The following is a 26,801-nucleotide window of genomic DNA, read 5'->3' as shown; positions in this document are numbered from 1 at the left end:
TGTGGAGTGGGGTATTCCTGATCAGGAATACCCCACTCCCAATTTACCTTAATATCGAATCGGAGCGAGTAGGGGTTATCTGGTTTGATACTTAGTCTATCGTGTCATTATTATTAGCTATCAATTGTTCAAGTTGTGCTCTGCTTATCAGCTTAGTATCTACTTTTATGTAGGCACTATGCTCCTCCGGCACAATAACGACGTCGCAAACGCCCGGTTGAACAAGAATTTTTTGTTCTAGCAATGCCTTATTGACTATATTTTCTGGCAGAGAAATTCTGATGCTGCTGACATAAGGGGGTTGTTTCATTGTTGTGCTGATAATAAACCAAATGATTGTCAGAACGATACCTGCCATAAATACCAGCGGTGCTCCTTTTAATTCATAAAACCAACCACCAAGGCTACCCCCTAAAGCGACACCTAAAAATTGGCTGGTGGAGTAGATGCCCATTGCTGTACCTTTATAACCCGCTGGTGATTCTTTACTGATAAGTGATGGCAGGATAGCTTCCATTACATTGAAAGCAATAAAGAAAATTTGTATGCCGATGAAAATTACCCATAAGTGATGTCCCGATGACCACAATACAATTTCAGCAATTAGCAGCATTGTGATACACAGTAAAAACACTTGTTTCATGCGGCGTTTTTTTTCTGCGTAAATAATGAAAGGTAAAACAGATAAGAATGAAATGAGCATGGTGATCAGGTAAACCTTCCAATGTTGTTGGGTAGGGAGTCCTGCTTGTTGCATCACCAGAGGAAGAGCGACAAAACTTGCCATTAACAAAGTGTGCAAACTGAGAATGCCAAAGTTAAGTTTCAGCAATTGGCTGTCAGCCAGAACCTTACTGAAACTGTGACGAACAATGCCTGATTCACGGTTAAGCATGTGTTTATCTGTGGAAGGAACAGCAAATAATGTTATCAGAATGCCACTACCGGCCAGCATGGTAATTCCCCAAAATAGGCCATTTAATCCAATAGTATTCGTAAGGATTGGACCAAGCACAATAGCTATGGCGAAAGTTATTCCGAAGCTAATGCCAATAAAAGCCATCGCTTTAGTTCGATTTTGTTCGCGGGTTAAATCAGAAAGTAGCGCCATAATTGCAGCAGATATCGCCCCAGCGCCTTGTAACGCTCGTCCAATTATTATGCCCCAGATGGAGTCACTGAGAGCAGCAATAATACTACCAAGGACGAATAGCAATAATCCGCCAACAATTAAAGGCTTACGGCCAATTTTGTCAGAAAGCAGGCCAACTGGAATTTGGAAAATGGCCTGGGTTAGACCATAAATGCCAATGGCGATGCCAATAAGTGTTTCGGTGGCATCTTTTAGATGAAGACCGTAGGTTGTTAATACAGGAAGAACCATGAACATACCTAGCATTCGCAGAGAAAAAACTGAACCTAGGCCCCATGTCGCCCGAAGCTCAAGCGGCGTCATTTTATTATCGTTCATGATTACCTCGAAATATTTTGATGTGTCATTGTAGATAGGTTTTCGATAAAGGGTAAATAGTTAATTGAATTAATAATATTGAAGTATTAAGGCGAGGGAAATAGGATGAGAGAACTGATGGCAGAGGAGTATTATGCCACTGCCATCAGGAAAATTACCGGACGTAAGTTAGGAAGGCTTCTGAGGGCACATGCGGGTCAATAGACATCATGACACTCAGGGAAGTGATTGCCACAATGGAAAATATAAATAATTTACGAGCCCAAATGCGGTCATTATCAGTTTTGTAACCGGATAACGCCATTCCTAGCCACCAGACGCTCACTGCTGCTGCAACAACCAAATATTTGTAACCAGCGTAACCGCTGATGGCTAACATAAGGGTTGCAATCATAAATGCCAGGATATAAAGGATAATGTGGTTTTTCGCCACAGATATGCCTTTAATCACGGGCAGTACAGGAATGTTGGCTGCCTGGTAATCTTTGAAACGAAAAATAGCAATGGCATAGGAGTGCGGCATTTGCCACAGGCTGAAAATCAGTAACAGGATCAACGCGCCCGTATCAAACTGACCAGTTACTGCACAATAACCGATAACCGGAGGCGCAGCACCGGACAAACTGCCGATCAACGTGCCATAAACAGATTTCCTTTTCATATAGAGGCTGTAAACCCCTACATATACGACGAAACCGATAATCGCTAATTGCATTGCTAAAGCATTGGCTGCTGCATAAAGCAGCACTATGCCAGCAATACCCAGTATTGATGCATAAATCAGGCTGATTTTCGGATCAATAAGTCCTTTTACAAGGACGCGGTTTTTTGTTCTTTCCATGATCCGATCGATGTCACGGTCAATGTAGTTGTTAAATACACAACCAGAAGCCACGACTAATGAAACGCCGAGCAGAGTCGAGATGAACAAAGGGTAATCAATCACCCCTTTCGAGGCGAGTAGAAAACCACCGATCACAGAAATTAAATTGCCGAAAATAATTCCTGGTTTAGTTACTTGCAGGTATTGCTTAATCATATATGCAGCTCTTTAATCAACCATCATATTAATGTTGAGGTTGTACATAATCCATAGTGAGCCAACAACAACAATACCGATAATTAAAATGGTGAACAGCAATGCTACTAAGTTCCAGCGCTCTTCTGACGAAGTGTTCATGTGCAGGAAGTAGATAAAATGAACAATAATCTGCACCACAGCCAAAGCGACGACTGTTGTCAGGATAGTCGTATGGGAGGCTGAACCATCCATGACCATCCAGAACGGAATCACTGTCAGGATGACCGAAAGAACAAAGCCGATCAGATAAGATTTCAGGCTACCGTGGCTAGCTCCAGTATGAGCGGTATTGGAATGACTCATTACATAGCTCCTAACAGATAAACAACGGTAAATACACAGATCCATACCACATCCAGGAAGTGCCAGAACAAGCTCAGGCAGTTCAGACGGGTTTTATTGACATCAGTTAAACCGCGGCGGGTTACTTGGATTATCATGATGATAATCCAGACCAAACCACAGGTAACGTGGATACCGTGAGTAGCAACCAGTGCGAAGAATCCGGACAGGAATGCACTGCGGTCAGGGCCGTGGCCGTCAACAATCAGATGATGGAATTCGTACAACTCCATCGCCACGAAGCCAAGGCCGAACAGGAAAGTCATACCAAGCCAGGCGTTAACCTGGCCGACTTTTCCTTTGTTCATTCCCAGCATGGCAAAACCATAAGTGATACTACTGAATAGCAGTAGGAAAGTTTCGACCAATACGAAAGAGAGGTCGAAAATCTCTTTACCAGATTTGCCGCCTGCGGTTCCGTTAACGAGTACTGCATAAGTCGCAAATAGACATGCGAACAAAATACAGTCACTCATCAAGTAGACCCAGAAACCGAATACTTTAGTGGCTCCCGCATCGTGGTGCCCGTGATGCTCGTGGGCATGATTATGGTTAGTCATAGTTTCAGTTGACATGGTTCAGACCTGCCTTGCTAATTTGTTCATGGTGCTGATTCTCAATTTGCTCAACTTCAGCAACGGGTACGTAGTAATCAACATCTTCATCAAAGCTTTTTGCAATCCAAGTGATAATCATGCCTGCAAAGCCTGCGATAGCCAGCCACCAGATATGCCAAACCATGGCGAAACCAAACAGCAAGCTGAAGCCAGCAATAATGACACCCGCACCGGCATTTTTAGGCATATGAATTTCTTCATACTTAGCAGGACGTTTATAAGCAGTGCCTTTTTCTTTCATATCCCACCATGCATCTCGGGTTTGAATATGTGGAACGTCAGCAAAGTTATAAAACGGTGGTGGAGAAGATGTTGCCCACTCCAAAGTACGTCCGCCCCAAGGGTCACCGGTCAGGTCACGGTTTTGGTCACGGTCACGGATACTAACGTAGAATTGAATGACCTGACACAGGATACCAACGGCAATCAGTGCAACACCAATCGCGGAGACGACCAGCAGATTATGGAATTCAGGGTTGATATCTTGGCTAATACGACGGGTCATCCCCATAAAGCCGAGCGCATAAACTGGCATAAAGGCGATAAAGAAGCCGATGATCCAGAACCAGAATGCGCGGATACCCCATTTTTCATTCAGTGTGAAACCAAAAGCTTTCGGGAACCAGTAAGCAGTACCAGCGAAACAACCGAAGACAACACCACCGATGATCACGTTATGGAAGTGTGCGATCAGGAACAAGCTGTTATGCAGAACGAAGTTTGCACCTGGAACTGCCAGCAGAACGCCAGTCATACCTCCGATAGAGAAGGTGACGATGAAGCCAACGGTCCACAACATTGGTGTTTTATACTCAATACGGCCTCGATACATTGTGAACAGCCAGTTGAATATCTTAACGCCTGTCGGAATCGAGATAATCATGGTGGCTATGCCGAAGAAAGCGTTAACGTTCGCTCCGGAGCCCATCGTAAAGAAGTGGTGCAGCCATACGATGAACGATAGTACGGTGATGGCAATGGTTGCCCATACCAGAGATGTATAGCCAAACAGCCGTTTTTTCGAGAACGTTGCAGTGACTTCAGAGAAAACACCAAAGACCGGCAACACCAGAATGTAAACTTCAGGGTGACCCCAAGCCCATATCAGGTTGATATACATCATCATGTTACCGCCCATATCATTGGTGAAGAAATGGGTACCCATATAGCGGTCAAAAGTTAGCAGGGCAATGGTAACTGTCAGAATTGGGAATGCGGCGATGATCAGTACGTTAGTACAGAGTGCTGCCCAGGAGAATACCGGCATTTTCATCATGGACATGCCAGGAGCACGCATACGCAGGATCGTCGCAAAGAAGTTAACGCCTGTCAGCAAGGTACCGATACCGGATATCTGAAGACTCCATATCCAATAATCGACCCCAACGCCTGGGCTATATTCTATACCTGAGAGCGGAGGATAAGCTAACCAGCCGGTTTGGGCAAATTCACCTACACCGAGAGAGATGTTAATCAGTGCGACGCCAACGACGAAGAACCAGAAGCTCAGTGAGTTCAGGAATGGGAATGCCACGTCACGAGCGCCGATCTGTAGTGGAACCACGATGTTCATCAGGCCGACAACAAAAGGTGTCGCCATGAAGAAAATCATGATGACGCCGTGGGCGGTAAAAATCTGGTCATAGTGATGCGGTGGCAGGAAACCTGCTTCACTCGCAGAAGCGACAGCTTGCTGACCACGCATCATGATGGCATCGGCAAAGCCACGGAGCATCATGACCAGCGCCACGATAATGTACATAATACCGATTTTCTTGTGGTCAACGCTGGTTAACCACTCGCTCCATAGCCATTTCCATTTACGGAAATAGGTCAGGGCTCCGACAATTGCGAGCCCTGCGAAGAGAATCCCTGCAAGAGTGCCCATGACAATGGGCTCATGCAATGGGATTGCATCAAGTGTTAATTTTCCCAACATTACTTTATTCCTCAACTCCGGCATGAGCAGTTTTGCTCATATTCATGTTATGACCTGTCGTTGCACCGTGGCCGCCATGCATATTCATGTTGCCCATAAATTTGGCAATAATGTCTTGATACAGGTTAGGCTTAACGCTTGAGAAGTATTCAACCGGATGGTTTTGGCTCTGTTTGGCTAACTCATCAAATGCTTGCATGGTATCCAACGTTTTGGGAGAAGCTTTCACTTTTTGAACCCATTGTTCAAAACCTTCACGATCTGCGGTAGCTGTAGCAGTAAATTTCATGCCAGAGAAGCCGTGACCACTATAGCTACTGGATAAACCTTTATAAGTGCCAGGTTCATCGGCAATTAAGTGAAGTTTAGTCTGCATACCAGCCATTGCATAGATTTGACCTCCTAACTGTGGGATGAAGAATGAGTTCATCACAGAATCAGAGGTGATTTTGAAGTTAATAGGAATCCCGGTAGGGAAAGCAATTTCGTTAACTGTAGCGATGCCTTGCTCCGGATAAACGAATAGCCATTTCCAATCAAGAGAGATAACTTCGATAGTCACTGGTTTTTCATCACTGACCAGTGGCTTATATGGGTCAAGCTCGTGGGTTGTTTTCCAGGTAATGGTTGCTAAAATAATAATGATAATGATAGGAACGGTCCATACTACCAGCTCAATTTTATTTGAGTGTGCCCAGTTAGGGCGATAGGTAGCACTTCTGTTGGCTTCGCGGTAACGCAGGGCAAAAGTGAATGCCATGATGATTACCGGAATAACGATGATCAGCATCAGGCCAATAGCCGTGAGTATCAGCGTTTTTTGTTCAGCGCCGATGGCGCCTTTAGGATTCATCAATACCATATCGCAGCCACTTAGCACAAGAGTAGCCGCGAGTATTGATAATATCCCAATACCTTTATTGTATTTCATAAGTCTCATCTAACGACTCCAAATAACAAAAGCTCTATTGTCGTTTCATCAGTGCGGGCATTCTACGGTAAGGCTACTGGAGTGTAAACATTTGTAATAGTTAGTTGAGGGGTTGTTACCCTTTATGTCGATGGGATCACATGCAAGTGGAGGATTAATCAGAAGTTAGCTTGAAAAGGTTATTTAATTGTAACGAAATAGGGCGGAAATACGAATTTATACTAAAGTTATTTTATATTTTTTAGCGAAGTGGAAAAAATATAAGAATTTGCTTTAAAAATTTCCACCGCGGCCATTTTATTTAAGAATTAAATTAATTGTGAGCCACTTTTGGTCGCCCACAATTAAAATCAATAATTAGAAATTATATTTGATAGTGTAAACAATCCCATCCTGCCAGAAGTCTTCACCCAGTTTATGATCGGCATATCGATATTGAATGCCGGTTGTGAAGGATTGGTGAGGTGTCCACCATAACGCTATTGCACCATTGGTACCGTTCCGTCCACCGTTGCCGTAGCGTTCATTCCGATTAAGTTCTATTTCATTCCAGTTAGTTATGCTGAATTTTTCTTCCCAGAGTTGAAAGTCGTAACCCGCAACCCAACCAACGACATAGCCGTTATTACCGGAGTAGAAAGTTTGGTCAACATAGTGCAGCGCAATAAACGGTTTGAACCAGACACCGGCGAAATCAGTGTTGTAGCCAATACCATAGAGGGTATTTACTTCATGGAAGTTTCCGCCATGTGCTGTACCTGGAAGGGAGTAAGTACCGTAAACATGACCATAAAGATTGAAACCCGTATCAGCCAGATAAAAGCGACCGGTTGTTTTAAAAGTGTATCTTTGGTTATCCCCTGGTTTAGCATGCTGATTGTTGAAAGCATTTTCCAGATCAAAGAACCCGTATAATTCACCCCAGTCAAATCCGGCTCCGCCTTCCAGTTCCAGGTAGGCAAAGTCGTCTTTATGAGAGGTTTGCCCTGATTTGTGTGTGGTATGGCTAGTCCAGTCGAGGTAGTTCATGCTGATATTAGCAAAGCCCCCTTGATATTCAGCATAAGCTGGAACTGAGACGGTGGTGAATAAAGCAGTAGCCAGAATGGTTGTTCTCATAAATTTCTCTAACGCATCCATGAAAAGAGGTTTTGGGTTTTAAAGCTATATTAAATAACCCTTAAGATGGTAGTCTGATTCTACGCGGATATGAAGATTGAACAATCAGATAATCACTCGAAAATAGCACTTTTTGGCAAATGACTATTTGAAGTGTGATCGCTATCACTTAAATATTTAAACAGAGGGCAGAGATATCAAGGGCTGACCGTCGTCAACCTTTAATAAATTAACTTAATATTTTCGCTTTTTAAGTCAATTTGTTCCTTCTTAATGCGAGATAATCTAGAAAGCTACCGAGAATGATGCCTGTGATACCAACCTGTGCTCCCCATAATAGTAATGTTTCGGCCAGATAAGGTGCATGAGTCCAGTTAAGAGCATTGGTGGTGATGGTAAATAACCAGAACGTGAGCAAGATGCTTGCTAATGATAGTAAGCCAAGTGCTAGACGATAGAAATTTCTAAACTCAGTACGTGGCATAAAATCGTTAGCTCGCTGGGTATAAGCCAGAGTCTGGCGGCAGATAAATAACAGTAATAAGCCTGGAACAGAGGCCGCTATAGAGAATAGGTAGAAGTTTGACCAGCCATGTAATTCAACGAACCAACCCGCAATTGGGCCGATATAGACGCGTCCAACAGCAGATAAGGCAGATAATAAAGCAAACTGTGTTGCAGAGAATGATTTATGACATAACGCCATAAGTAAGGCAACAAATGCAGCGGTTCCCATTCCGCCACAGATATTCTCCAGAAAAACGGCGCAGCCCATAGTGTAGATATTTTTGTCAGTAATGGATAACAGCCAGTATCCAATATTGGAAATCGCTTGAAGAATGCCAAAGATCATGAGTGAGCGGAATAAACTCCATCGTTGCATCAGATAACCACCATATAATGCACCAACGATAGTTGCTGTTAATCCCAGAGTTTTGTTGATCATTCCAACTTCACCAGCATCAAAGCCAATACCACGGATAAGAAATGGGATACTTAGGCTGGCAGCAAAGGCATCCCCCATTTTATACATGACAATTAGCAGCAGTATCAGCCATGCATTATTGCGATTAAAAAAATCGGCTAATGGTTCTATTGCAGCTTGCTGGAGTGTTTTTGGTGGTAGAGCGTCAATTTCAGGCTCTCTAGCTTTTAACGTCGCATAGACGCCAATCAGCATCAGTCCAGCCATCAACCAGTAGGTGTGTTGCCAGCCAATATAGCGGTCTGCGATCCATAATGCTAACCCGCCTGAAACTAACATGGCTAATCGATAACCAAGTACCGAAACGGCAGCACCGACACCCCGCTCTTCGCTACTCAATAAATCGGTTTTATAAGCATCAAAGACGATATCCTGTGAGGCAGAACAGAAAGCGACGGTTACCGCCAGTGTGGCTAGCCACCATAAATGTTGAGATGGCTGGAGAAAGCCCATTGCTGCGATACTGGCTATAAGTAATAACTGTGTAATAAGTAGCCAGCCACGGCGACGTCCAAGAAAAGGGGGGATAAAGCGGTCCATAAAGGGGGACCAAAGAAATTTGAAAACATACGCTTGGCCGAGAAGAGAAAAGAAGCCAATTGTTTTAAGGTCAATGTTTTCAACGGTCATCCATGCTTGCAGGGTGCTGGCAGTCAGTGCGAGCGGTAAACCAGAAACAAAGCCGAGTAAAAGCAGGATTCGTGAGTTATGTTGGGTAAAAACGGTAAGATAACGATAGGACATGAGCCTCCCAAAACCCTGCCCTTAGTGGGCAGAGTAAATAATTAATCCTTTAATTAGCGAGCATTTTGTTTGATGAAATTGCTGACGGAAGGATCTTGAGCCATATCTGCTATGACTTCTGATAATACAGTATTGACTGCATCAGCAATTTTTTCATTAGTTGCACCTAAAGGACCTTGTACATTATAGCTAGTGCGATAATTCTTAACTTGTTTACTGCCATTTTGCGCTGTACTAATGATGGAAATATCGGCTTTTGTTGAAATATTATGGCGCAGGCTACCTTCTTTAACGTCTGCATATAAATTGTTCACAATAATTTGCAAATTGGCATTGGCTGGAGAGCCAATCATATAACCACGGGCGGTCATCTGTTTTTCTAGGATTTCCTGGAGTAGAAAGCGCAGATCACGGGATGGTTTTAGTATTTCCAGCTTTGCATTGCGGTTAACTTGAGCAAGTGTCTGAGACTGACGATTGTCGGCACCGCTGATACTGATGGTAATCGCGCCCATCGTTGGGTCTGCTGTTGGCAATGTAATTTTAGGTTCGATGGTCAGGGTATTGTTGGGAGCTGCACAGCCTGCTAGAAGAAAAAGTGCAATGAGTGGGAATAAGATTCTTTTCAACATGTTAATTTTCTCATCAGTGATAAGGATATCCAGTAATACTTATCAATAGCATAAATTACGTCAATAATAGCACTGCCTTTTGATCATGGCATATCTCTGATGGGGTAAACGCATATAAAAACCTTATGATGTGGGATTCGATTAAAAGATATTTTAATGCGTTGATGCTATAACTTATGGAGAATAGACTAAAATTATTAGTATGGTTGGCAGTACGACTGCTGTGCGGTTAAGGGGAATGATATGGTGTATCGGGATATAGAAGAAAAATTACAGGTTGCATTTAATCCCTCATATCTTGAGGTTATTGATGAAAGTTATCGTCACAATGTCCCTGTAGGTTCTGAAAGCCATTTTAAAGTCGTCATCATCAGTAATAAATTTGTTGGTGAACGTATGCTAAACCGCCATCGTTCTGTTTACAGCGTATTATCGGCAGAATTGTCCGCAGGTGTTCATGCTTTGGCGTTGCATACCTATACAGAAAAAGAGTGGAATGAGTTACAGGATACTGTTTTAGCGTCACCGGCATGTCGTGGGGGTAATATTGTTGCCTGAAACCCGATGATTGAGACTTAATTTGGGGCGTTTTCTTACACAATAGAATAAATTCAGTGAACGGTCTTCGGGCCGTTTTTACGTTTTATGTATGATACATTTTGGATGCAAATTTAGCCGCTGAATAATCGTTATCCTGTGAAGTTGATGAATAGTTCGGGCTTTTTTCAGCAATTCTCGACTCACACCGTCTGCATCGCTATAATGTCGCGTCTAATTTTTAGAATGGTTTCGGGACGCTTCTGACATCAGGGATTCTCGGTTTTTAAATGCGACCGCCCCGGTTCTTAGAGAGTGTTGCGATTGGTACATAAAATATGTGCTGGTTGTATGGTCTCTGGAGTTGACCGAGCACTATGATTTTTTTGAGGTAAAAAGATGCAAGTTTCTGTTGAAACCACTCAAGGCCTTGGGCGTCGTGTGACAATCACCGTTCCTGCTGCCGATGTTGAGAAAGCAGTTAGTAGTGAGTTGGTCAATGTAGCAAAAAAAGTTCGTATCGATGGTTTCCGTAAAGGCAAAGTGCCTATGAACGTTGTTAAACAACGTTACGGTGCTTCTGTCATTCAGGACGTTCTGAGTGATCTGATGCAACGTAACTTTATTAATGCAATCATCGAACAAAAAATTAATCCAGCAGGTGCGCCAAGTTATGCACCAGAACAATTCAAAAATGGTGAAGATTTCACTTACTCTGTAGAGTTTGAAGTTTATCCAGAAATTGAATTGAAAGATCTGGAATCTATTGAAGTTGAAAAGCCCGTTGTTGAAGTAAAAGACGAAGATGTTGATGCAATGCTGGAAACATTGCGTAAGCAGCAGGCTGATTGGAAAGAAACCGAAGAAGCTGTTGGTGCAGAAGATCGTGTGACTGTTGACTTCAATGGTTCTATTGATGGTGAAGAGTTTGAAGGTGGTAAGGCTTCTGATTTTGTTCTGGCTATGGGGCAGGGTCGTATGATCCCAGGTTTTGAAGAGGGCATTATTAGCCATAAAGCTGGGGAAGAATTTACCATTGATGTGAATTTCCCAGAAGATTATCACGCTGAAAATCTGAAAGGTAAAGCTGCTAAGTTTGCAATCACATTGAAAAAAGTGGAACAGCGTGAGTTGCCAGAGTTTAATGAAGAATTCATTAAACGTTTCGGTATTGCTGATGGCACTATTGATGGTCTACGTGCAGAAGTACGTAAGAATATGGAACGTGAACTGAAAAATGCAGTTCGTAACCGTATTAAATCTCAGGTTATCGAGGGATTAGTTAAGGTTAACGAAATCGAAGTTCCTGCTGCTGTTGTTGATAGCGAAATTGATGTTCTGCGCCGTCAATCTGCTCAGCGTTTCGGTGGCAATGAAAAACAAGCTTTGGAACTGCCTCGTGGACTGTTTGAAGAACAGGCTAAGCGTCGCGTTGTTGTTGGTTTGTTATTAGGCGAAGTTATCAGTAGTCATGAACTGAAAGCTGATGAAGAACGTGTTAAAGCATTAATTGAGGAAATGGCTTCTGCCTATGAAGCTCCTCAAGAAGTGATCGAATTCTATGGTAAAAACCAAGAATTGATGAATAATGTTCGTAATGTTGCTTTAGAAGAACAAGCTGTTGAAGTTCTTCTGGGTAAAGCAAAAGTTTCTGAAAAAGAAACAACTTTCAATGAGTTAATGAATCAGAATCAAATGGCATAAGTTTTAGTTTTGTCATGAGATAATGAATTTATCATCTCAGTGAAATGAACCCGCAGATTAACCTGCGGGTTTTTTTATAAATAAGAGGCAAGATTTTTCTTGAAAAAAGTGGGTTTACCCTCAGATCCTTTTTAATATTATGTATATGATTGCCAAATTTTTCAGGGGGAATTCCCCCTTGATTGGCTAACTTTGAATCATGGTCATCATCGCTTATCTCAAGTAGAATTGGTTATGAATGGCACCAACATGAATTCTATTAGGAGACGAAAATGTCATATAGCGACAAGCGGGATCAATATGCGCCTCACATGGCTTTGGTGCCGATGGTAGTTGAACAGACTGCTCGTGGAGAACGTTCATACGATATCTATTCTCGCTTATTAAAAGAGCGTATTATTTTCCTGACCGGTCAGGTTGAAGATCACATGGCAAACCTGGTTGTAGCTCAGATGTTATTTCTTGAAGCAGAGAATCCGGAAAAAGATATTTTCTTATATATCAATTCACCAGGTGGTGTGATTACTGCGGGAATGTCCATCTATGATACTATGCAGTTTATTAAACCGGATGTCAGTACTATTTGTATGGGGCAGGCATGTTCAATGGGAGCATTCTTGTTGACTGCTGGGGCAAAGGGAAAGCGTATCTGCTTGCCAAATTCCCGGGTTATGATTCATCAGCCATTAGGTGGTTTCCAGGGGCAAGCTACAGATATTGAAATTCACGCTCAGGAAATACTGAAAGTGAAATCGCGTATGAATGAGTTAATGGCAAAACATACGGGAAGACTTATTGAAGAGATCACGAAAGATACAGAACGTGATCGTTTCTTGTCAGCAGACGAAGCCGTAGAATATGGATTGGTTGATAAGATTTTCACCCATCGCGATTAATTTATTATTCCCGGAAGCTATAATATAAACATTCGTCTTACCACTTGGTAAGGCGATGACGTTCGGGGTAATAGCAGAGGTTTCCTGCTTTGCCAGACGAGTCTGGGTGAGCAGTTGATAAAGTGAGGTTGTGACTGATGACAGATAAGCGCAAAGACGGTTCAGGAAAGCTGCTGTATTGCTCTTTCTGCGGGAAAAGCCAACATGAAGTGCGAAAATTGATTGCTGGCCCGTCAGTGTATATCTGCGATGAATGTGTGGATTTATGTAACGACATCATTCGCGAAGAAATTAAAGAGCTTGTACCACATCGTGAGCGTAATGCATTACCAACGCCTCATGAAATTCGTCAGCATTTGGATGATTATGTGATCGGCCAGGAAACGGCGAAAAAAGTGTTGGCGGTTGCTGTTTATAACCATTACAAGCGGTTACGTAATGGCGATACCAGCAACGGTGTTGAGTTAGGTAAAAGTAATATCTTGCTGATTGGGCCGACAGGGAGTGGTAAAACACTATTGGCTGAAACATTGGCCCGTTATCTTGATGTTCCTTTTACTATGGCAGATGCGACTACGCTGACTGAAGCGGGATATGTGGGAGAAGACGTAGAAAACATTATTCAGAAATTACTGCAAAAATGTGACTACGATGTGCAAAAAGCTCAGCGTGGTATTGTTTACATTGATGAAATTGACAAGATTTCACGTAAATCTGATAACCCGTCAATTACTCGGGATGTTTCAGGTGAGGGTGTGCAGCAAGCGTTGCTGAAACTGATTGAAGGTACAATTGCGGCAGTTCCTCCTCAGGGAGGGCGTAAACATCCACAACAGGAATTTTTACAGGTAGATACCTCTAAAATCCTATTTGTTTGTGGTGGTGCGTTTGCGGGTCTGGATAAAGTAATTGGTCAGCGTTTAAATACCAGTACGGGTATTGGATTTGGTGCGAAAGTCAAAGGTGAGTCAGAAAAAGCGACTGAAGGCGAATTGCTTGCACAGGCTGAACCAGAAGATCTCATCAAATTTGGGCTTATCCCTGAATTTATTGGGCGGTTACCTGTTGTTGCCACGCTCAGTGAATTGAGTGAGGAAGCGTTGCTCCAGATTTTGAAAGAGCCTAAAAATGCGTTGACTAAGCAGTATCAAGCACTGTTTAACCTTGAAGGTGTTGATCTGGAATTCAGAAATGAAGCCCTGACGGCTATTGCTAAGAAAGCAATGGCTCGTAAGACTGGTGCCCGCGGTCTGCGTTCTATCGTTGAAGGCGCATTGTTGGACACTATGTATGATCTGCCATCAATGGAAAACGTTGGGAAAGTTGTTGTAGATGAATCGGTTATCAATGGTCAATCTGCGCCTTTACTGATTTACAGCAAACCGGATGCCCAGGTTTCTGGTGAATAATTGAGTCTAGGATAGGGAATTCACTAAACGAGATATTATTGAATAAAATGAGGGGATTACCCTCATTTTGTCTTTATTAAAGTATCATACTATTGAATGTCAAATTCCTGTCCCCATATATTTTATATTCTATGGAGTGAAACTCGTGAGAACCGCGTTTCACGAGATTCCCTAAAAACTGGCGAAAGCTAAACGAAGAGAGAGCTCTATGAATCTTGAGCGTTCCGAACGCATAGAAATCCCTGTATTGCCTCTGCGCGATGTGGTGGTTTACCCGCATATGGTGATCCCATTGTTTGTAGGGCGTGAGAAGTCTATTCACTGCCTAGAAGTAGCAATGGATCATGACAAACAGATCATGTTGGTTGCGCAAAAAGAAGCTTCAACTGATGAGCCAGGGGTTAATGACCTTTTCTCCGTTGGTACAGTAGCTTCTATTTTACAGATGTTAAAATTGCCTGACGGCACTGTAAAAGTGCTTGTCGAAGGGTTGAAACGTGGCCGCATTACAACTCTGACTGACAATGGCGAACATTTTTCTGCTCATGCTGAGTATCTTGACTCACCTATCGTTGATGAACGTGAGCAGGAAGTTATGATCAGGACAGCGATTAATCAGTTTGAAGGCTACATTAAGCTAAATAAGAAAATCCCGCCAGAGGTTTTGACTTCGTTACACAGTGTTGAAGATGCAGCTAAATTAGCTGATACAATTGCTGCGCATATGCCATTGAAACTTAGTGATAAACAGACTGTTTTGGAAATGTCTGATGTCGTTGAGCGTCTTGAATATCTGATGGCAATGATGGAATCAGAAATTGATTTGTTACAGGTAGAAAAGCGCATCCGTAACCGCGTGAAAAAACAAATGGAAAAAAGCCAGCGCGAGTACTACCTGAATGAGCAGATGAAAGCGATTCAAAAAGAACTGGGTGAAATGGATGATGCGCCTGATGAGTATGAAACTCTGAAGCGCAAAATTGAAGCGGCAAAAATGCCGAAAGAAGCTCGCGAAAAAGCCGAAGCTGAATTGCAAAAACTGAAAATGATGTCTCCTATGTCGGCGGAAGCGACGGTTGTCCGTAGCTACATCGATTGGATGGTGCAGGTTCCGTGGGTTGCTCGCAGTAAAGTTAAAAAAGATTTAGTTAAAGCGCAGGAAACTCTGGATACCGACCATTATGGTTTAGAGCGTGTGAAAGAGCGTATCCTTGAGTATCTGGCAGTACAAAGCCGAATTAGCAAAATTAAAGGACCGATTTTATGTCTGGTTGGTCCTCCAGGGGTGGGTAAAACCTCTTTAGGTCAGTCTATTGCACGAGCGACCGGGCGGAAATATGTGCGTATGGCATTGGGTGGGGTCCGTGACGAAGCGGAAATTCGTGGTCATCGCCGTACCTATATTGGCTCTATGCCGGGCAAATTGATTCAAAAAATGTCCAAAGTTGGAGTGAAAAATCCCCTATTTCTACTGGACGAGATTGATAAAATGTCGTCCGATATGCGTGGTGATCCAGCTTCGGCCTTATTGGAAGTTTTGGACCCAGAACAGAACGTGGCATTTAACGACCATTATCTGGAGGTCGATTATGATCTGTCAGATGTCATGTTTGTTGCAACATCCAACTCTATGAATATTCCGGCACCATTGTTGGATCGCATGGAGATTATTCGTCTTTCCGGTTATACCGAAGATGAAAAGTTAAATATTGCCAAGCGTCATTTGCTGCCTAAGCAGATTGAACGTAATGCTCTGAAAAAAAATGAATTAACTGTTGATGACAGTGCCATTATTGGCATTATCCGTTACTACACTCGTGAAGCCGGAGTGCGTAGCTTAGAGCGAGAAATTTCTAAGCTGTGCCGTAAAACGGTGAAGACATTGTTAATGGATAAAAATTTAAAACATATTGAAATCAATGCAGGTAACTTGAAAGATTATCTGGGTGTTCAACGTGTGGATTATGGCCGTGCAGATACAGAAAACCGTATTGGTCAGGTCACAGGGCTTGCATGGACTGAGGTTGGTGGTGATTTACTGACCATTGAGACCGCGTGTGTTCCAGGGAAAGGTAAACTAACCTATACCGGCTCACTCGGTGAGGTTATGCAGGAATCCATTCAGGCAGCATTAACAGTTGTTCGTGCTCGTGCTGATAAGTTGGGTATCAACGCTGATTTCTATGAGAAACGGGATATCCATGTCCATGTTCCGGAAGGTGCGACGCCAAAAGATGGCCCAAGTGCGGGTATCGCCATGTGTACAGCATTGGTCTCCTGTCTGACCGGTAATCCGGTTCGGGCAGATGTTGCTATGACGGGTGAAATCACGTTGCGTGGTTTAGTTCTGCCAATCGGTGGCTTGAAAGAGAAACTATTAGCTGCCCATCGAGGTGGAATTAAAACAGTCTTAATTCCGGAAGAGAATAAACGTGATTTGGAAGAAATTCCCCAGAATATTGTTGCAGATCTACAGATCCATCCAGTTAAACGTATTGAAGATGTTTTGGCTATTACATTGCAGGACCCTGTGTTTGGCGCGGAATTAGTGTCAGTCAAGTAGTACAAAAATAGTGAACTTTTTCAATAAGTATGAATGAAATATAGGCTGGTAAGTGAATTCAGGCTTACCAGCTTTTTTGTATTATTAATTTGGATAAACTGCTTAATAAATATTTTGTTGTCTTATGATTTCTTGCCAATATCGGAAAGGATTGATATAACGGCACTGCTATCGGGTTATCCGTTGGGATTCTGATGCGGTAGTAAAAACTATATGGGGATGATAAGAGTGAATAAATCACAACTGATCGACAAAATTGCTGCTGACTCTAATATTTCTAAAGCAGCTGCAGGGCGTGTAGTAGATGCATTCATTTCTTCTGTAACGGGTGCATTGAAGGATGGTGATGATGTTGCTCTGGTGGGATTCGGTACTTTTGCTGTTCGTGAACGTTCTGCACGTACAGGCCGTAACCCTCAAACAGGAAAAGAGCTCAAAATTGCTGCGGCTAAAGTACCTGCTTTCCGTCCAGGTAAAGGTTTGAAAGACGCTGTTAATGGGTGACACGAACCAAATATTGTTTATCAGTCCTTGTCATACCCTATGGATTTCAAGATGCATCGCGGCGGCAAGGGAGTGAATCCCCGGGAGCATAGATAACGATGTGACCGGGGTGAGTGAGTGCAGCCAACAAAGTGGCAACTTGAAAGGTAACGGGTATATATTGGTAAACATAGACTGACGAGACAGATTTGGTAAGTTAAAATAGAAGCGCATCAATTGATTGGTGCGCTCTTTTTTTCTCTTAGCGCTTGAATTAGCGTAATATGGCGTTTTCAATTTCACCAAAGCGGAGTTTTGCCTCTTTATGATGGACAACCTACGCACGGCGGCAAACAGTCCTGTGCTTAAAATCGTGCTGGCTCTCATTATCCTATCTTTTGTTTTGACGGGGGTTGGGGGCTACCTGACAAGTGGAGCTGGTAGTTATGCTGCCGAAGTGAATGGCCAGACTATCAGTCGTGCTCAATTGGAGAAGGCGTTTCAGCAAGAGAGAAACGCATTGCAAGAGCAATTGGGAGATAAATTCTCGGTGTTAGCAAGTGACGAACAAAGCATGAAGCAGATTCGTAATCAGGCTTTGGATCGTCTAATTAATAATGCATTGATTGATCAATATTCCCGTGAATTGGGTTTATCTGCTAGTGATGAGCAAGTTAAGGATTCTATCCGAAATACGTCTTACTTTCAGACAAACGGTAAATTTGATAACAACAAATATCTGGAGTTGCTCAACCGTTTCAATATGAGTCCGGATATTTTTGCTGAACAAACACGCCAGAATTTAGTTAATCAACAATTAATTATGGCTTTTTCTGGTAGTGAAATAGTATTGCCTAGTGAGGTGAAACTCAATGCTGAATTGCTTCTGCAACAGAGAACTGCTCGTATGGCTACACTGGAGCTGAAGAAAATTCAGGCGCAGCAGGAAGTAACAGATAAAGATTTGCAAGATTACTATAATTTGAATAAGAGCAGCTTTATCGCTCCTGAAGAAGTGAAAGTCAGCTATATCAAGATGGATGCTGTAGATGAAATGAATAAAGTTTCAGCTACATCCGCTGATGTTGATGCTTATTATGAGCATAATTTGAAGCGTTATACTCAACCGGAGCAGAAAAAATACAGTCTGATTCAGCTTGCAACTGAATCTGAAGCCAGAACAGTGTTTGATGAGCTAAATAAGGGTGCTGATTTTGGTAAATTAGCGACTAAAAAATCTACGGATAAGTTTTCAGCGAAAAATCATGGTGAGATCGGCTGGATGGAAGAGGATGCTCTTCCTGAAGAATTGAAACAAGCTAATTTGAAAGAAAAAGGTCAAATTTCTTCTGTGATTAAGGTTCCTAATGGCTTCGCTATTTTCCATTTGGATGATGTTAAACCTCAAATAATTAAGCCCTTACCTGAAGTTCGCTCTGAAATTGAGAAAATGGTTAAGCAGGAAAAAGCAGTAGATGCTTTCTATGCTTTGCAACAGAAGGTCAGTGATGCTGCTACCAGCGATAATGAATCTTTAGCTGCGGCTGAGGAAGTTTCAGGTATTAAGGCTGTGACGACTGATTGGTTTGATCGCAATAGTGTGCCGGCAGAGATTAATTTTGGTGCTGTCACTCATGCCATTTTTGAAGGTAATCTTGTTGATGGACAGGGGCCAACAGGGACTAATTCTGATGTTATCTCCGTTGAAGGTGATCGTGCATTTGTTCTACGTGTAGATAATTATAAGCCAGAAACAGTACAGCCCTTCGAGAAAGTTAAAAATCAGGTTACTGAACTGGTTAAACGTCAGAAAGCTGAAAAACAGCTTCAAGTCGAAAGTGAGAAATTACTGGCCGCCTTAAAAGAAGGTAAAGGTGAGCAAGCCTTGAAAGATGCAAGTATTCAATTTGGTGAATCTCAGGTTATTCAGCGCACATCTCAGGATAATGTGTTAGTTGGTGCAGTATTCGCTTTACCACTGCCAAAAGAAGGTAAGGCAGAATATGGTTTGACGAAAAATAGTTTGGATGACGTTGTGTTGATCCAGCTGGATAAAGTTACTCCAGGTGTTGTATCTGAAGAACAAATTAAAAGCATGACTGATGGCTATCAGAGTGAAATGGGTAACGCTATGCTGGAGTCTTTACTGATTAGTCTGCGTGAAAAAGCCAAAATTAAGTTAGGTCATACCGAATAAAAATTTGCGGAGAATATCGCAAATATCTTTGTAATTATCTTGTCAATAAAGGCCGCTTTCGCGGCCTTTCGCATATCTGATCTTCGTCCATTGTGCTTAAATTTATCTGTGGCAATCTTTTTTCCGTTCATAAAACATGGAGGAATTAATATGAAAAAATCGGGAATTTTATCTGTTTTGCTCGCTGGCTTGCTTTATGCGTGTGGAGGGCAATTCGCGATTGCTGCCGAGCAAGTAAAAGATAAAGTAGCTAAAGCAGCCAGTACTACCAGTCATTCTTCATCAGAAAAGCAATTACAGCAGCAGGATGCTTTGAAAGCAGAAGAAAAGGGAAAGGTGAATATTAATACTGCAAGTGCCGAAGAGTTAGCAAGAGCATTAAATGGTATTGGGGTAAAAAAAGCACAAGGAATTGTTGAGTATCGAGAAAAACATGGTGCGTTTACTGCGGTGGAACAATTACAGGAGGTTCAGGGAATAGGGCCAGTTTTTATTGAACGAAATAGAAGTAAGTTGAGTTACTAGTATAGTATCTATCATCCTCATTCATGATTTTTTTGTGAATGGGGATGTTGTGATCAAGGTTGCAAATAAATCACTTTAATTAGTGTGAATTTTTTGTTTTGCTATTGTGAAATCAACCTAGTCAGACGAGTGACTTTAACATAAAGGCAATATTATGAGTTCAATTATAAAAGTTCATGGTTATCATATAGATTTGTTTCAACATGTGAACAATGCTCGCTATTTGGAATTTTTGGAAAGTGCTCGATGGGAATGGTTGCATAAGCATTCTGTAGTGGAATGGATACAGAGAAACAATGTTGGGTTTGCAGTGGTTAACATTAATATTAATTATCGTAGTTCAGCAGTTCTTGGCGATGAATTGGAAGTGGATTGCCGACTGACGGAACTGAGAAACAGAAGTGGTGTATTTTCTCAGGAAATCATACGCAGAAGGAACAATCAACTCATTGCAGATGCTAAGACTACGTTTGTCTGGATTGATAGAAAAACACAAAGAGCATTGTCTATTGAAGGTGAATTACGTGAAATAATGGGAGCTTTGGTGAAAACAGGGCAATGAGAGGGAAAGGCTCTCATTGCCATTTGGATTAAACTAAATGTGTTTTTGCTTTCATTTCAGTCATTATTTTCTCTGGAGCATTTAGATATTGTTCTAATCCGTTAGCTCTGAGATGACAAGCTGCACATGTACCACATCCATTACCTTGAATGCCGTTGTAGCAAGTTAGTGTCTGACTACGAACAAAGTCTAAGTGCTGGTAGTAGTCGGACAATGCCCAAGTTTCCGCTTTGTTGAGCCACATCAATGGCGTTTCAAAACGGATATCACGGGCAATGCCAAGGCTTACAGCTTTGTTCAATGCCTTGACAAATTCATCCCGGCAATCAGGGTAACCGGAGAAATCAGTTTCGCATACACCAGTAATAACAGCTTCGGCTTCAACTTGGTAAGCATATATAGCAGCCAGTGTCAGGAACAAAATATTGCGGCCAGGGACAAATGTACTGGGTATGGCACTTTTTTCACTTTCACTGTGGTCGGGAACAGGGATGTTATCACGAGTCAGACTGCTGAGAGCCAGTTCATTAAGTAATGTGACATCCAGCACTTTATGTGCAACAACACCAAGAAAATGGCTGACATTACGTGCAACATCAATTTCGGCACGATGGCGCTGACCATAATCAAAAGTGACACAATGTACTTCATCATATTGATTAATTGCCTGAATCAGGCAGGTAGTGGAATCTTGTCCCCCACTGAATACAACAACAGCTCGTCTCATTATAACATCCTCATTGGAATAAAATGGTTATGTTACTTATAACCACGGAAATTGGGTAGTTGTTTGAGATAAGGTGAGATATCGCCGATGTTATTTTTTATCCAATCTGGATTGTAATAAGTATCAAGATAACGTTCACCACTGTCGCACAGTAAAGTTACTATTGCACCTTGTTCTCCACGCTCATGCATTTGGTTAGCAAGCAGGAGAGCTCCCCAGACATTGGTCCCCGTAGATGCGCCAACTTTTCTGCTTAGTAATTTTTCCAACCAGTAAATTGTTGCAATGCTGGCGCAATCGGGTATTTGGATCATGTCATCAATGACTGAGGGAATAAAAGAAGGCTCTACTCGAGGGCGGCCAATACCCTCAATCTTACTGCTATAATTGCCACGAATATCACAGCAATTTTGACGGTAATAGTCATAGAATATAGAATTTTCTGGATCGACAACAATCAATTTAGTGTTATGCCCTTGGTAACGGATATAGCGTCCTAAAGTTGCAGAAGTTCCCCCAGTACCAGCGCTCATAACGATATAATCAGGTTCAGGAAATGGTTCCATTTGCATCTGGCGGAAAATACTTTCAGCAATATTGTTGTTACCTCGCCAGTCTGTTGCTCGTTCGGCGTAAGTAAATTGATCCATATAATGACCATTTAGTTCTTTCGCTAGTCGTTCTGACTCGTCATATATTTGTGCTGAATGGTTAACAAAATGGCATTTGCCACCATAAAATTCAATTTCCTGAATTTTACGTTTCGCAGTGTATGAGGGCATAACAGCAATAAAAGGTAGCCCAAGCAGGCGGGCAAAATAGGCTTCGGATACAGCAGTACTACCCGATGAGGATTCAATAACCGGGGTACCTTCCTTTATCCAACCATTACTCAGTGCGTAAAGGAATAAAGAACGAGCAAGCCTATGTTTCAGACTGCCGGTTGGATGGGTGCTTTCATCTTTTAGATATAAATGGATACCTGGAAAAACTGGCAAATTAAGGCGGATAAGATGAGTGTCAGAGCTGCGTTGATGGTCTGCTTGAATCTCTCTGATTGCCTTGGTGGCCCAACTGTGTGACATTAATTATTAACTCTATAATTTAAAAATAATTGGCAGCGGGTAGATTAACTTGATACTGGGAGAAATAGATTGTTATTTTTCTTAATATGTGGTTTCTTTATGGAAAATTTTTCTATAAGAGGTAGCTATGTTGGATAAAACAGACCGCAAGTTACTTAAGTTACTACAGAAAGATTGTAGTCTGTCTCTGAATGCATTGGCGGAAGCTGTTAATCTTACCTCTACTCCTTGTTGGAAACGGCTAAAACGACTTGAAGATGAAGGCTATATCGTTGGCAAAGTTGCGTTGCTTGATAGCGAAAAATTAGGATTAGGGCTGACAGTGATTGTTATGATCAGAACTCAGCAGCATAGCAGTGGTTGGTATGAGCAATTTGTTGCATTTATAAAGCAAATGCCAGAAGTCTTGGCTTTTTATCGTATGGCTGGTGAATGTGATTATTTAATGCACGTAGAAGTTGTGGATATGAAAAGTTATGATCTTTTCTACAAGCGTATGGTTAATGGTGTTCCAGGGTTGATTGATGTGACATCGAGTTTTGCAATGGAAAAAATCAAATACACTACAGCATTACCGATACCAGATTAACCAATTATTAATTTATTGCGTTAATTCAATTATTCTGAGTGTCGTTCAACATTTCTACTATCTATTTCATTTCGGGATATACACGTGTGAGATTGTTTTCTCAATTAAGTTGGTACTTCCGTAGCGAGTGGCGTCGCTATCTTGGGGCAGTGACTCTGCTTATTATTATCTCTATTCTATTACTCATTCCTCCATATCTGGTGGGGGTAATTGTTGATGGAATCAGTACTGCATCTATGTCATTTTACCAATTGATGGTGTGGATTAGTGTTATGCTGGTTATTGCATTGATTGTCTATATCTTGCGTTATATATGGCGTTTATGGTTGTTTGGGGCGTCATATCAATTAGCCGTTAAATTACGAAATAATTTTTACCAGCAACTTAGCCGACAAAACCCTGAATTTTATTTGCGTCACCGCACCGGGGATTTAATGGCTCGTGCTACTAATGATGTGGATCGTGTGGTGTTTGCTGCGGGTGAAGGTGTACTTACGTTAGTTGATTCGCTAGTTATGGGCTGTGCAGTGCTAATTATGATGAGTATACAAATTAGTTGGCAATTAACTTTACTGTCTCTGTTACCTATGCCGATTATGGCAATCATTATTAAACGATATGGTGATCAACTTCATCATCGCTTCAAATCTGCACAAGGCGCATTTTCTGCTCTGAATAACCAGGCTCAAGAAAGTCTAACCAGTATTCGTATGATTAAGGCGTTTGGACTTGAAGATCTGCAATCAAATCAGTTTGAACAAGTTGCAGTGGAAGCCGGACGTAAGAATATGTATGTTGCTAGGGTGGATGCTCGATTTGATCCGACAATTTTTATTGCTATCGGTATGTCAAATTTACTAGCTATTGGTGGTGGTGGTTGGATGGTGTTAAATGGTGTTTTAACACTGGGTGAGCTCACTAGTTTTGTGATGTACCTTGGCTTGATGATTTGGCCAATGTTGGCACTGGCATGGATGTTTAATATCGTTGAACGGGGAAGTGCCGCTTATAGTCGTATCCGTAGCTTGTTGCAGGAGCCTCCGGTCATTAAGGATGGTGTTGGCAATTTGTTGCCTGATCGCGGTATTCTGGATGTGAATATCAAAGCGTTTAATTATCCGCAAAGTAACAAAACTGTCCTCAGTCAAATTAATTTCCAGTTATTACCTGGACAGTTATTAGGGATCTGTGGTTCAACTGGTTCAGGTAAGAGCACACTACTTGCGCTGATACAGCGACAGTTTGATGTGACTGATGGAGAAATTCTTTTTCAGTCGCTCAAAATTGCAGATATCAGGTTAGATGAATGGCGAGCACGATTTGCTGTTGTCAATCAAATTCCCTTTTTATTTTCAGATACCGTTGCCAGGAATATCGCTTTGGGACGTCCTGATGCAACACAGGAGCAGATTGAAGAAGTTGCCCGCCTTGCCAATGTCCATGAAGATATTCTTCGTTTACCTGAGGGGTATCAGACAGAAGTAGGCGAGCGTGGGGTAATGCTTTCTGGTGGGCAAAAGCAGCGTATTTCCATTGCAAGAGCATTACTTTTAGATGCCGAAATTCTGATTCTGGATGACGCTTTATCTGCGGTTGATGGGCAAACTGAATACAATATCCTACAAAATCTCAGTCAGTGGAGGCAACAACGGACGGTTATTATTAGTGCCCACCGCCTGTCTGCATTAACTGATGCGGATAATATCCTGGTGATGCAGCAAGGTTCTGTTATACATCAGGGACGGCATCCGCAACTGGCAGAGCAGCCGGGATGGTATCGTGATATGTATTATTATCAGCAACTTGAAGCAGAATTGGATGATGAGGAAACAGCAGAAGGGGATAAAGATGACTAAAGTTCGTCAATTGTGGCCGTCTCTGAAGCGTCTGCTGGTTTATGGAAAAAATTATCGTAAACCGTTGGGGCTAGCTGTACTCATGTTATGGGGAGCTGCAATTGCGGAAGTCAGTGGCCCAGTCCTCATTAGTTACTTTATCGATAATATGGTTGCAACGGGTAATATGCCTATTAGAGTGGTTATCGGGCTAGCTATAACCTTTATTGTTCTGCAACTGATTACGGCTGCATTACACTATTTTCAGGCTTTACTGTTCAATCAAGTGTCAGTCGATGTGGTTCAGCAGCTTCGTACTGATGTGATGAATGCAGCATTGCGCCAGCCTCTGAGTGCTTTTGATAATCAACCGGTAGGGCAGTTGATTTCCCGTGTAACGAATGACACCGAAGTCATTAAAGATCTTTATGTCAATGTAGTTCCTGCGGTATTTCGCAGCATGGCATTGATTGGTGCGATGCTGATTGCCATGTTTATATTGGAATGGCGCATGGCGTTGATTGCAATTCTTATTTTTCCTGTCGTATTGATTGTTATGGCAATATATCAGCATTTTAGTACACCCATTGTCCGTCGAGTACGCAGTTATTTGGCTGATATTAATGATGAGTTTAATGAAGTCATTAATGGAATGAGTGTTGTTCAGCAGTTCCGGCAGCAGGCGCGTTTTGGTGAACGTATGTTGTTAACCAATCGGGCTCATTATCAGGCGAGAGTGCAAGCATTGAGATTAGATGGGCTTTTGTTACGCCCATTACTGAGTTTGCTATCTGTTATGGTATTGTGCGGTCTTATCGTGTTGTTTGGAATTAGTGGGCCAGGGGTGATTGGTGTCGGGGTATTGTATGCTTTTATTAATTATTTGGGGCGGTTGAATGAACCTCTTATTGAGCTGACATCTCAGCAATCGATTTTGCAACAAGCTGTCGTTTCTGGCGAGAGAATATTTGAATTAATGGATAGCCCTCAACAAGGTTATGGTATGGATAGTCAGCCACTGTCCAGTGGTCGAATTGATATAGAAAATGTCAGTTTTTCCTACCGGCATGGAAAAATAGTTTTGCAAGATATTAACTTACAAGTTCCGGCTCATGGTTTTGTTGCTTTGGTTGGTCATACCGGCAGTGGTAAAAGTACGCTGGCAAATTTGCTGATGGGGTATTACCCGTGGCAGAGAGGGGAAATTTATCTTGATGGCCGACCTATATCATCTTTGTCTCATTCGGTATTACGCAATGGTGTGGCAATAGTTCAGCAGGACCCGGTTGTTCTTGCGGACTCTTTCTTTGACAATATTACGCTTGGTCGGAATATTTCAGAAGAGAAGGTTTGGCAAGTACTGGAAACTGTTCAATTAGCTGAGTTAGTACGTACATTGCCTGATGGACTTCATACTATCTTAGGCGAGCAGGGTAATACGTTGTCGGCCGGTCAAAAACAATTGCTTGCTATGGCGAGAGTGTTGGTGCAAACGCCACAAATTTTGATCCTTGATGAAGCGACTGCAAATATTGATTCTGGTACGGAACAGGCGGTACAACAGGCCTTGAGATTGATTCGTCAACAAACAACGTTGATCGTGATTGCTCATCGTCTGTCTACCATTGTGGAGGCTGATACTATTCTGGTGCTGCATCGTGGTGCAGTTGTTGAACAGGGGTGTCATCAACAATTATTTGTGAGTCGTGGGCGTTATTATCAGATGTATCAGTTGCAACAAGTAGGTGAGACGCTAAATGAATGTGCCACAATTTCTGAGAAAGAGGTGCTAGTTTAATCAGATTTGCACTGATTTGGTGCACTTAAG

23 protein-coding genes are annotated in these 26,801 nt (G+C 42.2%); 12 read left to right on the top strand and 11 right to left on the bottom strand.

What is annotated here, in order from left to right:
* Positions 1–91: 91 nt before the first annotated feature.
* The 9 genes from SLS51_RS01845 to SLS51_RS01805 form a co-directional block, all read right to left on the bottom strand.
* Complete coding sequence (locus tag SLS51_RS01845) at positions 92–1,471, bottom strand: MFS transporter (RefSeq protein ID WP_323834964.1); 1,380 nt, start codon at positions 1,469–1,471, stop codon at positions 92–94.
* A gap of 154 nt (positions 1,472–1,625) precedes the next feature.
* Positions 1,626–2,510, bottom strand: a complete 885-nt coding sequence (gene cyoE / locus SLS51_RS01840; RefSeq protein ID WP_011148018.1) for a heme o synthase — start codon at positions 2,508–2,510, stop codon at positions 1,626–1,628.
* A 12-nt stretch (positions 2,511–2,522) separates the two neighbouring features.
* Positions 2,523–2,855, bottom strand: coding sequence for a cytochrome o ubiquinol oxidase subunit IV (locus SLS51_RS01835; protein WP_036775099.1), 333 nt, complete (start codon positions 2,853–2,855; stop codon positions 2,523–2,525).
* The gene (locus tag SLS51_RS01830; RefSeq protein WP_112877923.1) at positions 2,855–3,469 is read right to left on the bottom strand and encodes a cytochrome o ubiquinol oxidase subunit III; all 615 of its coding nucleotides are present in this window, start codon (positions 3,467–3,469) and stop codon (positions 2,855–2,857) included. The genes SLS51_RS01835 and SLS51_RS01830 overlap by 1 nt, the downstream gene beginning before the upstream one ends.
* Positions 3,459–5,450 carry a cytochrome o ubiquinol oxidase subunit I gene (gene cyoB, locus SLS51_RS01825; protein ID WP_323834960.1) on the bottom strand — a complete coding sequence of 664 codons (1,992 nt, stop codon included), beginning with the start codon at positions 5,448–5,450 and terminating at the stop codon, positions 3,459–3,461. The genes SLS51_RS01830 and cyoB overlap by 11 nt, the downstream gene beginning before the upstream one ends.
* Positions 5,451–5,454: 4 nt before the next feature.
* Complete coding sequence (cyoA, locus tag SLS51_RS01820; RefSeq protein WP_323834958.1) at positions 5,455–6,390, bottom strand: cytochrome o ubiquinol oxidase subunit II; 936 nt, start codon at positions 6,388–6,390, stop codon at positions 5,455–5,457.
* A gap of 348 nt (positions 6,391–6,738) precedes the next feature.
* Positions 6,739–7,500, bottom strand: a complete 762-nt coding sequence (locus tag SLS51_RS01815) for a nucleoside-specific channel-forming Tsx family protein (protein ID WP_323834956.1) — start codon at positions 7,498–7,500, stop codon at positions 6,739–6,741.
* Positions 7,501–7,750: 250 nt separating this feature from the next.
* A complete protein-coding gene (gene ampG / locus SLS51_RS01810) occupies positions 7,751–9,229 on the bottom strand; it encodes a muropeptide MFS transporter AmpG (RefSeq protein ID WP_323834954.1) in 1,479 nt (492 codons plus the stop codon).
* A 53-nt stretch (positions 9,230–9,282) separates the two neighbouring features.
* Positions 9,283–9,861 (bottom strand): lipoprotein, encoded by a 579-nt coding sequence (locus tag SLS51_RS01805; RefSeq protein WP_323834952.1) that lies wholly within the window; start codon positions 9,859–9,861, stop codon positions 9,283–9,285.
* Positions 9,862–10,104: 243 nt separating this feature from the next.
* On the opposite strand from SLS51_RS01805, the gene bolA reads away from it, so the two are divergent.
* The 9 genes from bolA (at position 10,105) to SLS51_RS01760 (ending at position 20,737) form a co-directional block, all read left to right on the top strand.
* On the top strand, positions 10,105–10,419 hold the full coding sequence (bolA, locus tag SLS51_RS01800; protein ID WP_323834950.1) for a transcriptional regulator BolA: 315 nt from the start codon (positions 10,105–10,107) through the stop codon (positions 10,417–10,419).
* Positions 10,420–10,797: 378 nt separating this feature from the next.
* On the top strand, positions 10,798–12,102 hold the full coding sequence (gene tig / locus SLS51_RS01795) for a trigger factor (RefSeq protein ID WP_323834948.1): 1,305 nt from the start codon (positions 10,798–10,800) through the stop codon (positions 12,100–12,102).
* 272 nt (positions 12,103–12,374) lie between these two features.
* Positions 12,375–12,998, top strand: a complete 624-nt coding sequence (clpP, locus tag SLS51_RS01790) for an ATP-dependent Clp endopeptidase proteolytic subunit ClpP (protein WP_323834946.1) — start codon at positions 12,375–12,377, stop codon at positions 12,996–12,998.
* A gap of 137 nt (positions 12,999–13,135) precedes the next feature.
* Positions 13,136–14,407, top strand: coding sequence for an ATP-dependent protease ATP-binding subunit ClpX (gene clpX / locus SLS51_RS01785; RefSeq protein WP_323834944.1), 1,272 nt, complete (start codon positions 13,136–13,138; stop codon positions 14,405–14,407).
* A gap of 208 nt (positions 14,408–14,615) precedes the next feature.
* Positions 14,616–16,970, top strand: coding sequence for an endopeptidase La (gene lon, locus SLS51_RS01780; RefSeq protein WP_323834942.1), 2,355 nt, complete (start codon positions 14,616–14,618; stop codon positions 16,968–16,970).
* A gap of 228 nt (positions 16,971–17,198) precedes the next feature.
* Positions 17,199–17,474: a nucleoid-associated protein HU-beta gene (gene hupB, locus SLS51_RS01775; RefSeq protein WP_011148005.1), complete on the top strand. Its 276-nt coding sequence runs from the start codon at positions 17,199–17,201 to the stop codon at positions 17,472–17,474.
* A gap of 304 nt (positions 17,475–17,778) precedes the next feature.
* Positions 17,779–19,650, top strand: coding sequence for a peptidylprolyl isomerase (gene ppiD, locus SLS51_RS01770; RefSeq protein WP_323834940.1), 1,872 nt, complete (start codon positions 17,779–17,781; stop codon positions 19,648–19,650).
* A 150-nt stretch (positions 19,651–19,800) separates the two neighbouring features.
* Entirely contained in the window at positions 19,801–20,175 is a 375-nt protein-coding gene (locus SLS51_RS01765) for a ComEA family DNA-binding protein (RefSeq protein ID WP_323834939.1), read from the top strand.
* A gap of 154 nt (positions 20,176–20,329) precedes the next feature.
* Entirely contained in the window at positions 20,330–20,737 is a 408-nt protein-coding gene (locus SLS51_RS01760) for an acyl-CoA thioesterase (protein ID WP_011148002.1), read from the top strand.
* A gap of 28 nt (positions 20,738–20,765) precedes the next feature.
* Here the strand turns inward: SLS51_RS01760 and queC are convergent, their stop codons facing one another.
* Positions 20,766–21,464: a 7-cyano-7-deazaguanine synthase QueC gene (gene queC / locus SLS51_RS01755; RefSeq protein ID WP_011148001.1), complete on the bottom strand. Its 699-nt coding sequence runs from the start codon at positions 21,462–21,464 to the stop codon at positions 20,766–20,768.
* A gap of 32 nt (positions 21,465–21,496) precedes the next feature.
* Positions 21,497–22,549, bottom strand: coding sequence for a PLP-dependent cysteine synthase family protein (locus SLS51_RS01750; RefSeq protein WP_323834937.1), 1,053 nt, complete (start codon positions 22,547–22,549; stop codon positions 21,497–21,499).
* A 127-nt stretch (positions 22,550–22,676) separates the two neighbouring features.
* On the opposite strand from SLS51_RS01750, the gene SLS51_RS01745 reads away from it, so the two are divergent.
* The 3 genes from SLS51_RS01745 to SLS51_RS01735 all read left to right on the top strand — a co-directional run bounded on the left by SLS51_RS01745 (position 22,677) and on the right by SLS51_RS01735 (position 26,771).
* Positions 22,677–23,138 (top strand): Lrp/AsnC family transcriptional regulator, encoded by a 462-nt coding sequence (locus tag SLS51_RS01745; protein ID WP_113024566.1) that lies wholly within the window; start codon positions 22,677–22,679, stop codon positions 23,136–23,138.
* Positions 23,139–23,224: 86 nt separating this feature from the next.
* Positions 23,225–24,994: a SmdA family multidrug ABC transporter permease/ATP-binding protein gene (locus SLS51_RS01740; protein ID WP_323834934.1), complete on the top strand. Its 1,770-nt coding sequence runs from the start codon at positions 23,225–23,227 to the stop codon at positions 24,992–24,994.
* Positions 24,987–26,771: a SmdB family multidrug efflux ABC transporter permease/ATP-binding protein gene (locus SLS51_RS01735; protein WP_323834932.1), complete on the top strand. Its 1,785-nt coding sequence runs from the start codon at positions 24,987–24,989 to the stop codon at positions 26,769–26,771. Before SLS51_RS01740 ends, SLS51_RS01735 begins: the two co-directional genes overlap by 8 nt.
* Positions 26,772–26,801 lie beyond the last annotated feature (30 nt).

Source organism: Photorhabdus africana, from assembly GCF_035181445.1.
Lineage (GTDB): Bacteria > Pseudomonadota > Gammaproteobacteria > Enterobacterales > Enterobacteriaceae > Photorhabdus > Photorhabdus laumondii.
Note: the sequence above shows the minus strand (reverse complement) of the source record. Positions and strands in the feature narration are given on the sequence as shown.

What these genes read in the sequence shown, in the direction of transcription:
- SLS51_RS01845 (WP_323834964.1), bottom strand. Translation starts at nt 1,471, where the DNA reads ATGAACGATAATAAAATGACGCCGCTTGAGCTTCGGGCGACATGGGGC.
- cyoE (WP_011148018.1), bottom strand. Translation starts at nt 2,510, where the DNA reads ATGATTAAGCAATACCTGCAAGTAACTAAACCAGGAATTATTTTCGGC.
- SLS51_RS01835 (WP_036775099.1), bottom strand. Translation starts at nt 2,855, where the DNA reads ATGAGTCATTCCAATACCGCTCATACTGGAGCTAGCCACGGTAGCCTG.
- SLS51_RS01830 (WP_112877923.1), bottom strand. Translation starts at nt 3,469, where the DNA reads ATGTCAACTGAAACTATGACTAACCATAATCATGCCCACGAGCATCAC.
- cyoB (WP_323834960.1), bottom strand. Translation starts at nt 5,450, where the DNA reads ATGTTGGGAAAATTAACACTTGATGCAATCCCATTGCATGAGCCCATT.
- cyoA (WP_323834958.1), bottom strand. Translation starts at nt 6,390, where the DNA reads ATGAGACTTATGAAATACAATAAAGGTATTGGGATATTATCAATACTC.
- SLS51_RS01815 (WP_323834956.1), bottom strand. Translation starts at nt 7,500, where the DNA reads ATGAGAACAACCATTCTGGCTACTGCTTTATTCACCACCGTCTCAGTT.
- ampG (WP_323834954.1), bottom strand. Translation starts at nt 9,229, where the DNA reads ATGTCCTATCGTTATCTTACCGTTTTTACCCAACATAACTCACGAATC.
- SLS51_RS01805 (WP_323834952.1), bottom strand. Translation starts at nt 9,861, where the DNA reads ATGTTGAAAAGAATCTTATTCCCACTCATTGCACTTTTTCTTCTAGCA.
- bolA (WP_323834950.1), top strand. Translation starts at nt 10,105, where the DNA reads ATGGTGTATCGGGATATAGAAGAAAAATTACAGGTTGCATTTAATCCC.
- tig (WP_323834948.1), top strand. Translation starts at nt 10,798, where the DNA reads ATGCAAGTTTCTGTTGAAACCACTCAAGGCCTTGGGCGTCGTGTGACA.
- clpP (WP_323834946.1), top strand. Translation starts at nt 12,375, where the DNA reads ATGTCATATAGCGACAAGCGGGATCAATATGCGCCTCACATGGCTTTG.
- clpX (WP_323834944.1), top strand. Translation starts at nt 13,136, where the DNA reads ATGACAGATAAGCGCAAAGACGGTTCAGGAAAGCTGCTGTATTGCTCT.
- lon (WP_323834942.1), top strand. Translation starts at nt 14,616, where the DNA reads ATGAATCTTGAGCGTTCCGAACGCATAGAAATCCCTGTATTGCCTCTG.
- ppiD (WP_323834940.1), top strand. Translation starts at nt 17,779, where the DNA reads ATGATGGACAACCTACGCACGGCGGCAAACAGTCCTGTGCTTAAAATC.
- SLS51_RS01765 (WP_323834939.1), top strand. Translation starts at nt 19,801, where the DNA reads ATGAAAAAATCGGGAATTTTATCTGTTTTGCTCGCTGGCTTGCTTTAT.
- SLS51_RS01760 (WP_011148002.1), top strand. Translation starts at nt 20,330, where the DNA reads ATGAGTTCAATTATAAAAGTTCATGGTTATCATATAGATTTGTTTCAA.
- queC (WP_011148001.1), bottom strand. Translation starts at nt 21,464, where the DNA reads ATGAGACGAGCTGTTGTTGTATTCAGTGGGGGACAAGATTCCACTACC.
- SLS51_RS01750 (WP_323834937.1), bottom strand. Translation starts at nt 22,549, where the DNA reads ATGTCACACAGTTGGGCCACCAAGGCAATCAGAGAGATTCAAGCAGAC.
- SLS51_RS01745 (WP_113024566.1), top strand. Translation starts at nt 22,677, where the DNA reads ATGTTGGATAAAACAGACCGCAAGTTACTTAAGTTACTACAGAAAGAT.
- SLS51_RS01735 (WP_323834932.1), top strand. Translation starts at nt 24,987, where the DNA reads ATGACTAAAGTTCGTCAATTGTGGCCGTCTCTGAAGCGTCTGCTGGTT.